We start from the raw sequence: 13,390 nt of genomic DNA on the forward strand, positions 1-13,390 counted from the left end.
GAACTTAATTCAAGAGGCCTTTTGTGTTGTTATCTGTTTTAGTTTCTTTTCTCAAGAATCAACTTTCTATGCAAAAAGAAGGAGGCAATAAAACCTACACCTAGCATCAAGAATATAGAAAAGAAATAGGCGCCAGGGTAATCGTCAGATCGATAAGAATCAGGGGAGAAGTTTGCCGTATTCATTCTAACCAGTAAACCTTCCATAAAGTAACCCAAACCAATGCCTAGCGATAAGCAGATAAGCAATGAGCCAAGAATGATAGTGAAGAATAGGTTTCTCTTTTTCGGTTCTGTCTGAAATAAACTCGCATCAGCTCCTTTTTCTATTAACATAGCACGTTCCCTATGTCGTGTGAGTAAATGGAAAAATATCAAACCGGCTATGCTAAGGATGGCTATGATAAAAAATATTCCAACTATTTCATTCATGATTTCTGTGTTTAAATTTTCAATACTTGCTCTTATAGATGCGTTTTCTGAAATTTAGGTTACACCCTGTTCCAAAGTTTAATTTTTAACTTGGTTCATAATCGAATCTCTTAATCTTTATGTAACCTAAAACTCCACCTTGTAGTCAAACATAAAAAATGAAACCTCACAATGAACGATATGCAATGGAGCTGATCATCGCTAAAGTGAAAAATGGTGATGTTGCGGCTTTCAATGTGTTGGTTGATGAGCACAAAGCAATGGCTTTTACGCTGGCTTTGCGTTTATTAAAGTCAAGGGAAGATGCGGAGGAGGTAACGCAAGATTCATTTCTAAAAGCCTACAAAAATATAGGTCAGTTTAAGGAAGAAGCTAAATTTTCCACTTGGTTGTATACGATTGTGTACAATACCGCTTTAACCTCCTTGAGAAAGAAAAAGCTAAAGACCACGGAAATTGATGACTTATCTTCTGAAAACTTGCTTCAGCTGAGTGAGCCAGATTCAGAATGGAGAAGGCTTCAAAAGGAAGAAAGATCGGGTTATATTCAATTGGCTTTGACGCAACTTTCTAACGATGATCAGATAGCGATTACGTTGTTTTACCTCAATGAAAATTCGCTTCAAGAAATTTGTGAGATTACGAACTGGGAGCTTTCAAATGTTAAAGTTAGATTGCACAGGGCCAGAAAAAGATTACTTATTGCATTAGAGCATTTGTTAGACAAAGAGGTGAGAGAATTATTATGAAAGAGTTCGATCTATCAGATAAGGAGTTAAAAGAGTTACTACAAATGGAGGGTTTGGAAGAGCCTTCTATGGGTTTCAATCATGCCTTGCTTGAAAAAGTAACGCAGTACGAAAAAACTAAAATCCGGCCTGTCTACATTCCAAAATGGCTCAAAGTAACCTACTTCTCAGTCATTATTGTAGCGATAGGCTTTCTATTACTCTCCAAAAAGAACATTGATTTGGAGGGGCTCGGACTATCAAAAATTATGGAGCTCTTTACTTTTAACATCGACCTGTCTTTGCTTTTGCTCGGATTACTTAGCGTGATTGTAGTTTGGATGGCTGTTCTTTTGAACAGGTATTTCAAGCACCAAGAACTGGAAAGGGCGGTTAAAAAAGGTTAAATACCGATTTTAGCTTAGGGTTATCTATCAATCAAGCGTTACTTTGTAACGTGTTCAAAACCGTCACCATCGTATGTATGCTTTTCTTTTGCTTTTGCCTTAGCGCACAGCAACAGGAAAACTACGTATTGAAAGGGCAGTTGGTTGAAAAAAATACGCTAAGACCAGTGCCATTTGCCACGGTTTTGGTGGTGAATAAAAAGCAAGGTGTAGCAACTGATAATGAAGGAAAATTTGAATTTCCAGTTCAGCTCAACGACAGCATAAAAATCACTTCCATTGGTTACGAACCCGTTACCTTTTCCATAACGGCTTCTTTAATGGACACCCATCCCGATGGATTATTTATCCAATTGGAAGAAGGAACCTATCTGCTCGATTCTGTAGTGGTGACCGCATTCGCCAAAGACTTTTACCTCAATCGTCCGGAACGCGTACCCATGGACTTGGGCTTTGTAGATCCTAACGCACCCAAAACGGATTGGTCGAAACCACAGATGGAGACCTTGGAACAAGGAGGTATTGGTATTTCTGGCTTACTCAATTTCTTAGATAAAAAATTTATGGAGAAGCGGAAGTTAAATGTGCTTTTAGCTGCTCAGGAAAAGGAAAAAACACAGAAAGAAGCCGTTGAGGCTAAATTCAATAAGGAATTTGTGAAATTTGTTACGCGAATAGACGACCGTGTGATTGATGAATTTATGGAATTCTGCAACTTCTATGATATTGAAATCCTTCGTGCCTCAGAATACCAACTGGCACAAAAAGTACTGAACCGGTACGATGCTTTTTTGAGGCGGTAGGCCTCTACTTCACATACTTCTCCAAATACATCCACACAGTTTCCGCTACAATTTTATGCCCGGCACGGTTAGGATGAATCCCGTCAGATTGATTTAAATCTTCTTCCCCGCCTACGTTTTCAAGCAGAAAGGGAATTAAATCTACTTTCTTGTCTTTCGCTACTTTGGCAAAAACCTTACGGAATGACTCAGTATAATCTTGCCCCAGATTGGGCGGAATTTGCATGCCCGCCAAAAGGATTTTAGTGCTCGGTTTGGCCTGTCGCACTTTGTCGATCATGGCTTTTAAGTTGGCTTCTGTTTCTTGAATACTTAAACCACGCAGGCCATCGTTTCCGCCCAATTCCAACACAAAAATATCGGGCTTACCTTGCAGGATCCAGTCAATTCTATCTAAACCACCAGCCGAAGCTTCACCACTTAAACCAGCATTGATCACCTCATAATTCAGCCCCAAAGAATCTATTCTTTTCTGAATAATATTAGGGAAAGCTTCCTCCAGGCTTATGCCATAACCAGCCGTAATGCTGTCACCAAAAAAGATGATTTTTTTCTTCTCTTGATCGTTCGGGCTAAGCCAAAACGCAACAACAAAAGTTAAAATACTGAGGATCGGAAGTTTTGAAATCATATGTTTCTACACTTAATTGAAGGATCATTAAACATTCAGACGATAATTTCGTCTTGATTGTCTACATCCCTATTACTACATGGCAAGTATACTTAAGGTTCAAGACCTAACGAAAACTTACAAAAGCGGTTCCAAAAATTTAACCGTCCTCAAAAATGTAAATTTTGAAATTGAAAAAGGCACAAGTTTCTCCATAGTTGGACCTTCGGGCAGTGGAAAAACTACTTTGCTTGGACTTTGCGCTGGCCTCGATAGGGCCTCATCGGGCACAGTGGTACTGAATGGCCATGCCTTGGAAACACTCAATGAAGACCAAAGAGCGGCAGTTCGTAACCAGAATGTTGGCTTTGTATTCCAAAATTTCCAGTTGTTGCCCACGCTTACCGCACTGGAAAATGTGATGGTACCGATGGAGCTGAGAAAAGAAAAAAATATTAGAGTACGTTCTTTAGAATTGCTCGACCGTGTAGGCTTGGCCGATAGGCACGAACATTACCCAACACAACTTTCGGGGGGAGAGCAGCAGCGAATTTCAATTGCTCGAGCTTTTTCAAACCAACCCGAAATCCTTTTTGCCGATGAACCAACCGGCAATTTGGATGAAGAAACTTCCGAAAAAGTGGAGGAATTACTCTTCAGCTTAAATAAGGAAGCGGGCACCACCTTAATTTTAGTAACCCATGATTTGGAGCTGGCCAATAAAACTAATCGTATTATAAGAATTAAAGGCGGACAGGTCATTTACGATTCTGAATTGACACCTGTAGAAACCGAGATATAATGGCCAAAATGAAAATGGACCAAGACAATTTCGGATCGAACTCTTCTGCCAAGTGGTTATTTCTCATGGCTTGGCGCGATGCGCGAAAAAGTAAATCAAGGCTTTTTCTATTCATTTCATCAATCATTCTCGGTATTGCTGCTTTAGTGGCGATTAACTCCTTCAGCGAAAACCTGAAAGACGATATCAATGGCCAAGCAAAGGAATTACTTGGAGCAGATTTGGAGTTAAGCGCTAATAAGGATGATTTCAATTATCCCTTTCTAGACACACTGGATTATGAACTGTCTTCAGAAAATAGCTTTGCCTCCATGGTTTTCTTTCCTAAAAACCAAGGCAGTCGACTGGTAGACGTTCGGGCTTTAGAAGGTGCTTTTCCTTTTTACGGAGTTATCGAATCTAACCCAACTTCATCAGCGCAGTCTTTTAGAGATGGGCAAGCCAAAGCTTTGGTAGACCAAAGTGTTTTGGTGCAATACGATATTCAAGTGGGCGATTCCGTCCGAATTGGTAAAGTGACTTTCTTAATTGAAGGCGCCTTAATCAGTTCACCATCGCAGTCGATGGCCGCTACTTTGGTCGCCCCTGCAGTGTATATTCCTATGAAATATGTAGAGGCCACGGGTCTGATTCAGAAGGGAAGCCGTGTTCAATACAGAAAGTTCTATAAGTTGAACGACCTCGATCCTGAGTTTGACTTAGACGCACAGTTAAGAACGGACCGTGAATTTTTACGGACAGAAGGCATCAGTGGAGATACTGTAGAGGAAAGAAAGCGAGACACAGGCCGTACGTTTGAAGACTTGAGTAGCTTCTTAAACTTGGTGGCTTTTGTGGCCTTACTCTTGGGTTGTGTAGGCGTGGCCAGTGCGGTACATATTTACATTAAAGAGAAAATTAGAACGGTGGCGATTCTTCGCTGCCTTGGTGCTAAAGGAAGAGATACCTTTTTAATTTACCTGATCCAAATTGGAATAATTGGGCTGATTGGTGCAACGATTGGTGCTTTTTCAGGAACACTTTTACAAACCATTTTGCCAAAAGTATTTGCAGATTTTCTGCCAGTAGAAGTCAACTTCAGCATTTCATGGCCTTCTATTTTAGGTGGAATTGCTACGGGCTTTGTTGTGTCCATCCTTTTTGCGCTTACACCACTTTTGGCGATCAGAAAAGCATCTCCGCTGCTCACTTTAAGGAATACGCCTGATGGAGAAAGCGGTGCAAGAGATCCGCTCAGGTGGTTGGTTTTTGGCGGAATTTTCATTTTCATTTTTGGCTTTGCCTATTTACAAATTGGAGACCTCTCTAACAGTTTTGTGTTCACCATTTCCGTATTAATGGCCTTTGGGTTTTTAGTGCTCATTGCCCGTTTCGCCATGTGGGCAGTGAAGAAATTCTTCCCAACGGGCTGGAGTTACCTTTGGCGACAGAGCTTGGCCAATTTGTATCGTCCAAATAACCAGACTACGATTTTGATCGCTTCCATTGGTTTGGGCACAGCGCTGATTACCACCCTCTATTTTATTCAGGGTTTATTGATCAGCCAGGTAGAAATTACCACGGATGCTGGTCGCCCGAACATGATGCTGTTTGATATTCAATCCTATCAGAAAGATGAAATTGCAGCCTTTACAAAAGAGCAAGGCTTGCCAGTATTACAGCAAGTACCCGTAGTGACCATGCGACTTTCAAAAATCAATGGCAATACCTTATCTGATGTGATGGCTGATTCCACACTCAATTATCGCTCTGGGGCTTTCAATCGTGAATGGAGGATTACGTACCGAGATAGCCTTATTGAATCAGAAGTATTGGTAGAGGGAGAGTTTAAAATGATGGAGGCGGATAGCGATTCAGTTTTTGTGACATTAGAAAAAGGCTATGCACAAAGTAATAGAATCAAGTTGGGTGATGAACTGATTTGGAATGTGCAAGGCGTTCCGATTACAACCTATGTCGGGGGATTTAGAGAAATCGATTGGGAGCGAGTACAAACCAACTTTCTGGTGCTTTTTCCTGAAGGAGTTTTAGAAAAGGCGCCTCAGTTTCATGTGTTGATTACGAGGGTCAAATCCACCGAAGAAGGGGCTTTATATCAGCGTGATATTGTTAAAAAATACCCCAATGTTTCCGTAATCGACATTGGTTTGATTTTGACTACAGTGGATGAAATTTTGGGTAAAATTTCTTTTGTCATCCGCTTTATGGCACTTTTCAGTATTGTTACGGGGCTGTTGGTATTAATTGGTTCGGTAATCCTGAGTAAATTTCAACGCATCAGAGAGAGCATTTTGTTAAGAACGTTAGGCGGAAGTAAACGTCAAATCTTGACCATCAATAGTCTTGAATATTTTGTGTTGGGCAGTTTAGCCTCACTTTCAGGAATTGCCTTGGCGCTTTTGGGTAGCTGGGCTTTGGCCTACTTTACTTTCGAAGCTTCTTTCGTACCAAATGTACTTCCGGTACTGCTGGTTTATGTTTCCATTACTTCATTAACGGTTTTGATTGGGTTGCTGAACAGCCGAGGTATTTTGAGCAAATCCCCTCTGGAAGTGCTTAGGAGTGAAATTCAATGATCGGTATAATATTTCATTTAACCATTGTATTTCCCTTTCGTGCTTTTTTCTGATCACTGAAGTAGTGTTTTCGTATACATTTGGCCTAATCAAAAACTCAAATTATGAAATTTATAACCACATTATTGCTCGTATTCACAAGCCTCAGTTTTTCTCTTCAAGACAATTCCAAAGCACTTGGTGATTGGAACGGAAAAATAATCACTCCAAATGGTGACCTTGAAATAATAATCCATCTTACGGAAAAAGATAAGGCCCTAAAAGCCACCATGGACAGCCCAATGCAAAATGCGTATGGTTTAGCCTTTGACGAGGTAAGTTTTAAGGAGGATGTTTTAAAATTGAAAATGGAAGCCATTGGCGGAACTTATGAAGGCACGCTAAAAGACGGTAAGTTTACAGGTAAATGGAAACAGTCTGGTCAGACTTTCGACATGAACCTTGAAAAGAAGGCCAAAAAATAGAATTAAGAATTAGCAAATAGGAAAGCCTCTCAGTGAAAACTGCGAGGCTTTCTGTTTTACTACCCTTTCATTTTGCTCCGGCAGAATAAGCAGCGTTGTGTTCTGCTGAGGAAATAATTATCTTCTGCACTAATTCAACCTTAATCACTATGAAAAAACATTTCTTCAGGGCAATAGCATGCCTTTTCTTATTAACCTTAGTCTTTCACCTTCATGCTCAAGTAGAAAAAGCGCCCAATCGGAGTGAAGGCGAAGGGCCTTTCGAAAGACTTATCATTCGAGGAGTTACATTGATCAATGGAAATGGAGCACCACCCACTGGCCCCGTAGACATCATCGTTGAAAAAAACATCATCAAAGGCATCTACAATGTAGGTTATCCAGGCTTGGAAATTCGTGAACAAGACCGCCCGAAAGTAGGTCCAAAAGATCAAGTGATGGATTTGGAAGGCATGTACCTAATGCCAGGTTTCGTGGATATGCACGGCCATATAGGCGGGTCTGCACAAGGTACTCCAGCTGAATATGTGTTTAAATTATGGTTGGCGCATGGTATTACCACCATTCGAGACCCTTCCACTGGTAATGGCCTTCAATGGGTCTTGGATCAGAAGGAAAAGAGTAATCAAAACACCATTACTGCCCCTAGAATTTTGGCCTATACGGGTTTTGGACAAGGGGCTAAGGAACCTATTTCAACTCCAGAGATGGCCAGAGATTGGGTAAGACAAAACAAAGCCAAAGGGGCTGATGGGATCAAGTTTTTTGGAGCTGCTCCAGAAATTATGCAGGCCGCTTTAGAAGAAAACAAAAAACTGGGATTAAAATCGGCCATGCACCATGCGCAAATGGACGTAGTACGATGGAATGTACTCAACTCTGCCCGAGCTGGATTGACTTCAATGGAGCACTGGTATGGATTGCCTGAAGCACTATTCACAGACAGAAGGGTTCAGAACTATAGCTTAGACTATAATTACAGAAATGAGCAAGACCGTTTTGGTGAGGCAGGTAGGCTTTGGGCACAGGCGGCACCTCCTTTTTCAGATCATTGGAACAATGTGATGAACGAGTTGATTGATCTGGATTTCACTTTGGATCCAACATTCAACATTTATGAAGCCAGCCGTGATTTGATGCGTGCGTATTCTGCGGAATGGCACCAAGAGTATACTTTGCCTTCACTTTGGGAGTTTTATCGCCCGAGTAAAAGGTCACATGGTTCTTATTGGTTCTATTGGGGAACGGAAGAAGAAGTGGCTTGGAAAGAAAACTATAATCTTTGGATGACCTTTGTAAACGAATATAAAAACCGTGGGGGCCGTGTTACTGCAGGTTCAGACTCTGGCTTTATCTTTCAACTGTATGGTTTCGCTTATATCCGTGAGCTAGAGTTGCTTCGCGAAGCGGGGTTTCATCCGCTCGAAGTTATTATGTCTGCTACTTTGAATGGGGCAGAAGCCTTGGGCATGGCTGATAAAATCGGAACAGTGGAAGTAGGCAAGTTTGCGGATTTTGTAATTGTAGAAGAAAATCCATTACAGAACTTAAAAGTGCTTTACGGTACAGGAGCCCTGAAACTGAATGATGACAATGAACTTATTCGTGTAGGGGGAGTTCGTTATACGGTGAAGGATGGAATAGTGTATGATGCCAAAAAACTTCTGGAAGACGTGAAGAAAATGGTAGATGAGAAGAAGAACGGAATGACCTTCAAAATGACCGATAAATACTAAATATATGAAAGCTCGCTTATTGATAATACTTTGTAGTATTTTGTTTGTTTTCGCCTGTTCTGGAGAGAAAACTGAAGAAAAGGAAGAAGTTCAGGCCTATGCTGTGGATGGAACTCCACTGCATATTCCAGAAAGGAGTGATGAGGCTACTACAACATTGACTTCTAATTTAAAAGAGGCTCAAAAGAATTTTGATGACGATCCTAGTGAAATGAACACCATTTGGCTAGGAAGGCGTTGGGCGTATTTAAGCAACTATAATAAGGCCATTGAGGTGTTTACAGAAGGTATTAATAAGTTTCCGAACTCCTACAAGCTTTACAGGCACAGAGGACATAGGTATATCAGTACCCGGCAGTTTTCAAAAGCAGAATCGGATTATAAAAAAGCTTTTGAGATGATGGATAGGGAGAAGATTGAGGTGGAGCCTGATGGCGCCCCCAACAGTATGAACATTCCTCTTTCTAATACCCAGTTCAATATTCTTTATCACTATGGGCTGGCGCTTTATCTCCAAGGTAAGTTTGAAGAAGCGACTGCAATCTATAAGGAATGCCTGAAATATAGTGTAAACGATGATTTACTAGTGGCCACTACGGATTGGCTTTATATGAGTCTTATGCGAGAAGGGAAAGCCCAAGAGGCTTTAACATTCCTCGAACCAATTCATTCGGAAATGACGATTATCGAAAACGATAGTTACTATAAACGAATTATGATGTATAAGGGTGAACTGGCGAAAGAGGAACTACTGAGAACTGATCAAATGGATGTAGCACTTAGCTTGGCTACTCAAGGTTACGGAATGGGTAATTGGTACTTATACAATGGAGACATTGCAAAAGCGAAAGAGATCTTCCAAAAGGTAATTGATACTGGAAATTGGCCCGCCTTTGGTTACGTAGCCACTGAGGTTGATCTGTATAGACTGAAGAATTAACTTTAGAACGCTAAAAACTAGAAAGGCCATCTCAATTCAATTGAGATGGCCTTTTTTATGGAAATATTATATTCTTAGTTACCTCCTGATTTGGCGGCAGGGGTTCCTTCTCCTTCTTTAGGAGTTGGCATTGGAACACCTAGTTTTTCGAACACAGCTTTGGTAATGTTGTCTTCTTCTCTAGCTGCTAAAACGATTCCACCAGTTTCAGTGCCTGCATTAATAATCATGCCGTAGCCTTTTTCTTTTCTTACTTCCTCAATAGCGTTTTGAACCTTTGCATAAATAGGGTTGAACGAGTTGTTCGATTTATTGCTTAGTGATTCATCTGCTTTTTGAGAAAAGTTCTGAAAATCGGCTTGTAGCTTTCTGATTTCAGTTTCTTTTTCTTGCATCACCGTTGGTGATACAGTCGGTTGTTGTGCCAATTGCTGGTATTCTGCAATTTTTGCATCGATTGTTTTTTGTTTGCTTTCTACCTGACTGGCCAATTGTTTTTGATAGACCTGTAGGTCGGCATTGATTTGAGGAATTTCAGGCATACTAAATACAATAGCATCTATGCTTGTATAACCAACTTTAAATTCCTGGCTCCAGGCTGTCATTGCCATTAAAAACAATGATGTAGCGAGTAATAGTTTACGATTCATGACTTTAAGATTCAAATTAATGTTTTAGTTCTTCTTTTTTAATAACTCCAATTCTTCTAGCACAAACTCTGTGTAATCATGCTCAGGGTTGGAGTAAATAATACTAACATCGGCAGCTTTATCAAGCATATAGTCTATCTTATGCTTTCTAGAAACTATCTCTGTAGCCTCAGACATTTTTTGCCAAAGCGGCCTCAACAATTCGTTTTGCTTTTTATAAATGAGTCCATCATAACCAAAAAGCTCTGTTGACTTGTCTAGTGCCTCTTGTTCCTTCAGGTCAATTTCGTTTTGCTTTTCCTTTATCATTTCAGGAGTAAACAAAATTTCCTTGGCCCTAAGTTCTGCCCTCATCTTCTCAGCTTGGTTTTGCAAACTCCGTACCACTTTGTCATATTCCTTGTGGAGATCTTCTATCTCCTTCTTTTTCTCAGCGTATTCAGGCATTTTGGATAAAATATAACCTGAATCAATGTGGCCAAACTTCTGTGCGTAGGCCTCGTTTTGAGCCAGCACAAAGTTAGAAATTACAAAGAATAATACTATGGCGGGCGAAAATTTGTGCATGTTATCTGATTTGTTGACCAATAGTGAAGTGAATTTGAGAACCTCCATCAATCCCCAATTCTCTATCAGAATCAAAACCATATGCCCAGTCGAGACCTAACAAACCAAATGCAGGAAGAAATACCCTTGCACCAACTCCCGCAGACCTAAATAAATTCCTTGGAGAATACTCCGAGTAATTGTTCCACGCATTACCTGCTTCGCCAAAGGCTAAAACGTAAATGGTTGATGTAGGGGCTAATGATACTGCATACCTCAATTCAGCAACAAACTTGTTAAAGATAAGTCCTCCTCTAAAGCCTGTTTCAGGGTCTACTGGTACAATACTGTTATCCTCATAACCTCTTAACGCAATAATGTCTTGTCCAATTATAAAGTTATTTGCACCATTTAATCCGTTACCTCCTAGGAAGAACCTTTCGAATGGTCCTGTATCAGTCTTGTTTCCATAAGAACCTATGAACCCAAGGTGTGCTCTGGCATTCAACACAAACTTTTTAGTAAATGGAATAAAGTACGATGCATCCATTAATGTTTTGTTGTATTCAATGAACTGATAGCGCTCTCTGGTTGTAAGGTCTGAGCTTCCACCATCATTGAATCTATCCAAAAATAATGAATAAGGAGGTGTTAAGTTTATATTTAAATTGAACTGAGACCCATGTGTAGGGAACTGAGGGCTATCAATATTGCTTCGGGAAATAGCAGTGTTGAAGGTTATGCTGTTCGCCTGACCGGTAGAGAAGCCAAGTGTATTTCCAAAGTTGAATACATCATAAAATTGATATGATATGCTGTTCGATATACCAAAGTAATCGTCAGGCCAACGCAATTTTCTACCTAACCCAATTGTAAAACCAGATGCCTTCAAGAAACCGTTGACATCAGAAGGGTTATAGTAATCTGTAAAAGTTCTGTTCACAGTTCTGTTAAAGCTTACACTAAAGCTGTTTGGTTTTTTACCTCCAAGCCATGGCTCGGAAAAAGTCATATTGTAGTTCTGGAAACGTCTACCGTTAGATTGAACCTGTACAGATAACCTTTGTCCATCACCAGATGGGTAAGGTCTCCATTTACTCCAGTCTCTAATGTTTTTAATTGAGAAGTTGTTCAGCTGAAGTCCAACTGTACCCACAAAACCGAATGGCCCACCGAAACCTCCAGAAAGTTGGATCTGATCGGATGATTTTTCAACAAGGCTAAACTCGATATCTACGGTGCCATCCCCGTTGTTTGGAATAGGTTTTGGATTGATTTGCTCTGGGTCAAAATAGCCAAGCTGAGCCAACTCTCTTGTAGTTCTAATTAAGTCTCTTCTACTGAATTTTTGACCAGGTAGTGTTCTGATTTCCCTAAGAACCACGTGGTCACTAGTTCTGTCATTTCCCTTAAGAATAATCCTTTTTATTGTGGCTTGCTCTCCTTCATACATTCGCATTTCAAGATCTATTGAGTCGTTATCTGCTCTTACTTCAACTACTTCTAGCCTGAAGAACAGATAACCATCATCCATGTAGAGTGAGTTGATATCATCTCCACTTTGCCCATCAAATGAGGTTCTTGATTCTATACGTTCTCTGTTGTAAACATCACCTTTTTTAATTCCTAAGAGACCTGAAAGCTGTGAAGAAGTGTATTTGTAATTCCCTGTCCAGTCAATATCTCTGATATAGTATTTACTTCCTTCGTCTACTTTGATATTAAGGTTGATATAATCTTCATCTAGCTTTGTTACGGAGCTACTAACAATGGCAGCATCTCTGTAACCTTTTGTATTGTAGAAAGCTATTAATCCATCTTTATCAGCTTCAAACTCTGCTTGAATAAATTTTGAACTTTGAAGGAAGTTGAGTTTAACGTTATCATTAATGAAAGACTTGAACCTAGATTCACTCACCGTATAGGTTGAGTCCACATAATTAGAAACTGTGTTTGGAGTAGTCTTAAAAATTTGGTCAAAAAGTCTTGCCACAAGCCAGAAACGAGGCTTTTCATTGGTTTTCTTTAAAGGTTTCTTTAGTCGTTGGTCAGAAAAGGAATCGTTGCCTTCGAACTCAATTTTATTGATTCTTACCTTCGACATTTTATCGACAATAAAGGTCAACTGAGCTCCTTTTGTGCCTACAGAGTCCGTTTCTTGAAGTGTTTTTACATTTGCATTTAAGTATCCCTTTGCCACATAATACTTCTTAATCAGGGTTTCACTATTCTTGATCAGAGGAGCGCTTGCTACTTTTCCAATTACACCAATCTGCTCTTTTAAGTCTGATTTCTGCGAACTATTAACGCCCTCAATTTCAAATTTTGTGATTCTTGGTCGCTCAGTGATTCTAATCTCTAAAAACGCCCTATCACCCTCAATTTTTGTAAGCCAAATTTGGACATCAGCAATAATGCCTTGTTTCCATAGTTTTTTGATGGCATCGGAAATTTCATTTCCAGGAATACTGATTTTATCACCAACTTTAATGCCTACTAAACCGGTTAGCGCCCGTTCTTCTATGGAGCTAAGGCCAGAATACAGCACTTCAGCAATTTCAAAAACCCTTGGGTTTGTATAGTCAATTTGAACACCTTCTGCCGTATTCACACCATATCTCACCTGCCCTTTAACTTGCGTTAAACCACATATGCTAATGACCAGAAGTAAAAATATTTTCTTCATTCCCAAGGTTA

13 protein-coding genes are annotated in these 13,390 nt (G+C 40.1%); 8 read left to right on the forward strand and 5 right to left on the reverse strand.

Annotated elements, in window-relative coordinates; all coding sequences use genetic code 11:
• Positions 1 to 38: 38 nt before the first annotated feature.
• Positions 39 to 431: a DUF6249 domain-containing protein gene (locus AWN68_RS03175; protein WP_157716054.1), complete on the reverse strand. Its 393-nt coding sequence runs from the start codon at positions 429 to 431 to the stop codon at positions 39 to 41.
• Between the two features lie 158 nt (positions 432 to 589).
• Between AWN68_RS03175 and AWN68_RS03180 the strand changes: the two genes are divergently transcribed.
• Genes AWN68_RS03180 through AWN68_RS03190 form a run of 3 tightly spaced genes read left to right on the forward strand, consistent with a single transcriptional unit; the run spans position 590 to position 2,369 of the window.
• Positions 590 to 1,180 (forward strand): RNA polymerase sigma factor, encoded by a 591-nt coding sequence (locus AWN68_RS03180; protein WP_068411294.1) that lies wholly within the window; start codon positions 590 to 592, stop codon positions 1,178 to 1,180.
• Complete coding sequence (locus AWN68_RS03185; protein WP_068411296.1) at positions 1,177 to 1,566, forward strand: hypothetical protein; 390 nt, start codon at positions 1,177 to 1,179, stop codon at positions 1,564 to 1,566. The genes AWN68_RS03180 and AWN68_RS03185 overlap by 4 nt, the downstream gene beginning before the upstream one ends.
• A 50-nt stretch (positions 1,567 to 1,616) precedes the next feature.
• A complete protein-coding gene (locus tag AWN68_RS03190) occupies positions 1,617 to 2,369 on the forward strand; it encodes a carboxypeptidase-like regulatory domain-containing protein (protein WP_157716055.1) in 753 nt (250 codons plus the stop codon).
• Between the two features lie 4 nt (positions 2,370 to 2,373).
• On the opposite strand, the gene AWN68_RS03195 is transcribed toward AWN68_RS03190, so the two are convergent.
• On the reverse strand, positions 2,374 to 3,000 hold the full coding sequence (locus AWN68_RS03195; protein ID WP_068411298.1) for an arylesterase: 627 nt from the start codon (positions 2,998 to 3,000) through the stop codon (positions 2,374 to 2,376).
• 79 nt (positions 3,001 to 3,079) lie between these two features.
• On the opposite strand from AWN68_RS03195, the gene AWN68_RS03200 reads away from it, so the two are divergent.
• From AWN68_RS03200 to AWN68_RS03220, 5 genes are all read left to right on the forward strand, one after another.
• Positions 3,080 to 3,781: an ABC transporter ATP-binding protein gene (locus AWN68_RS03200; RefSeq protein ID WP_068411300.1), complete on the forward strand. Its 702-nt coding sequence runs from the start codon at positions 3,080 to 3,082 to the stop codon at positions 3,779 to 3,781.
• Positions 3,781 to 6,357: an ABC transporter permease gene (locus AWN68_RS03205; RefSeq protein WP_317038912.1), complete on the forward strand. Its 2,577-nt coding sequence runs from the start codon at positions 3,781 to 3,783 to the stop codon at positions 6,355 to 6,357. Before AWN68_RS03200 ends, AWN68_RS03205 begins: the two co-directional genes overlap by 1 nt.
• Positions 6,358 to 6,461: 104 nt before the next feature.
• The gene (locus AWN68_RS03210) at positions 6,462 to 6,821 is read left to right on the forward strand and encodes a hypothetical protein (RefSeq protein ID WP_068411303.1); all 360 of its coding nucleotides are present in this window, start codon (positions 6,462 to 6,464) and stop codon (positions 6,819 to 6,821) included.
• Positions 6,822 to 6,970: 149 nt separating this feature from the next.
• Positions 6,971 to 8,557, forward strand: a complete 1,587-nt coding sequence (locus AWN68_RS03215) for an amidohydrolase family protein (RefSeq protein ID WP_068411306.1) — start codon at positions 6,971 to 6,973, stop codon at positions 8,555 to 8,557.
• 4 nt (positions 8,558 to 8,561) lie between these two features.
• Positions 8,562 to 9,497 (forward strand): tetratricopeptide repeat protein, encoded by a 936-nt coding sequence (locus AWN68_RS03220; protein WP_157716056.1) that lies wholly within the window; start codon positions 8,562 to 8,564, stop codon positions 9,495 to 9,497.
• Positions 9,498 to 9,571: 74 nt separating this feature from the next.
• On the opposite strand, the gene AWN68_RS03225 is transcribed toward AWN68_RS03220, so the two are convergent.
• Genes AWN68_RS03225 through AWN68_RS03235 form a run of 3 tightly spaced genes read right to left on the reverse strand, consistent with a single transcriptional unit; the run spans position 9,572 to position 13,379 of the window.
• On the reverse strand, positions 9,572 to 10,147 hold the full coding sequence (locus tag AWN68_RS03225) for an OmpH family outer membrane protein (protein WP_084362739.1): 576 nt from the start codon (positions 10,145 to 10,147) through the stop codon (positions 9,572 to 9,574).
• A 24-nt stretch (positions 10,148 to 10,171) separates the two neighbouring features.
• On the reverse strand, positions 10,172 to 10,714 hold the full coding sequence (locus AWN68_RS03230; protein WP_157716057.1) for an OmpH family outer membrane protein: 543 nt from the start codon (positions 10,712 to 10,714) through the stop codon (positions 10,172 to 10,174).
• 1 nt (position 10,715) lies between these two features.
• Positions 10,716 to 13,379 carry a BamA/OMP85 family outer membrane protein gene (locus AWN68_RS03235; protein WP_068411313.1) on the reverse strand — a complete coding sequence of 888 codons (2,664 nt, stop codon included), beginning with the start codon at positions 13,377 to 13,379 and terminating at the stop codon, positions 10,716 to 10,718.
• Between the last annotated feature and the right edge of the window lie 11 nt (positions 13,380 to 13,390).

It is taken from the genome of Roseivirga echinicomitans, from assembly GCF_001592935.1.
GTDB classification, from domain to species: Bacteria; Bacteroidota; Bacteroidia; order Cytophagales; family Cyclobacteriaceae; genus Roseivirga; species Roseivirga echinicomitans.

Bases quoted from the DNA above. Each gene is read 5' to 3' on its own strand.
- AWN68_RS03175 (WP_157716054.1), bottom strand. From the start codon at position 431: ATGAATGAAATAGTTGGAATATTTTTTATCATAGCCATCCTTAGCATA.
- AWN68_RS03180 (WP_068411294.1), top strand. From the start codon at position 590: ATGAAACCTCACAATGAACGATATGCAATGGAGCTGATCATCGCTAAA.
- AWN68_RS03185 (WP_068411296.1), top strand. From the start codon at position 1,177: ATGAAAGAGTTCGATCTATCAGATAAGGAGTTAAAAGAGTTACTACAA.
- AWN68_RS03195 (WP_068411298.1), bottom strand. From the start codon at position 3,000: ATGATTTCAAAACTTCCGATCCTCAGTATTTTAACTTTTGTTGTTGCG.
- AWN68_RS03200 (WP_068411300.1), top strand. From the start codon at position 3,080: ATGGCAAGTATACTTAAGGTTCAAGACCTAACGAAAACTTACAAAAGC.
- AWN68_RS03205 (WP_317038912.1), top strand. From the start codon at position 3,781: ATGGCCAAAATGAAAATGGACCAAGACAATTTCGGATCGAACTCTTCT.
- AWN68_RS03210 (WP_068411303.1), top strand. From the start codon at position 6,462: ATGAAATTTATAACCACATTATTGCTCGTATTCACAAGCCTCAGTTTT.
- AWN68_RS03215 (WP_068411306.1), top strand. From the start codon at position 6,971: ATGAAAAAACATTTCTTCAGGGCAATAGCATGCCTTTTCTTATTAACC.
- AWN68_RS03220 (WP_157716056.1), top strand. From the start codon at position 8,562: ATGAAAGCTCGCTTATTGATAATACTTTGTAGTATTTTGTTTGTTTTC.
- AWN68_RS03225 (WP_084362739.1), bottom strand. From the start codon at position 10,147: ATGAATCGTAAACTATTACTCGCTACATCATTGTTTTTAATGGCAATG.
- AWN68_RS03230 (WP_157716057.1), bottom strand. From the start codon at position 10,714: ATGCACAAATTTTCGCCCGCCATAGTATTATTCTTTGTAATTTCTAAC.
- AWN68_RS03235 (WP_068411313.1), bottom strand. From the start codon at position 13,379: ATGAAGAAAATATTTTTACTTCTGGTCATTAGCATATGTGGTTTAACG.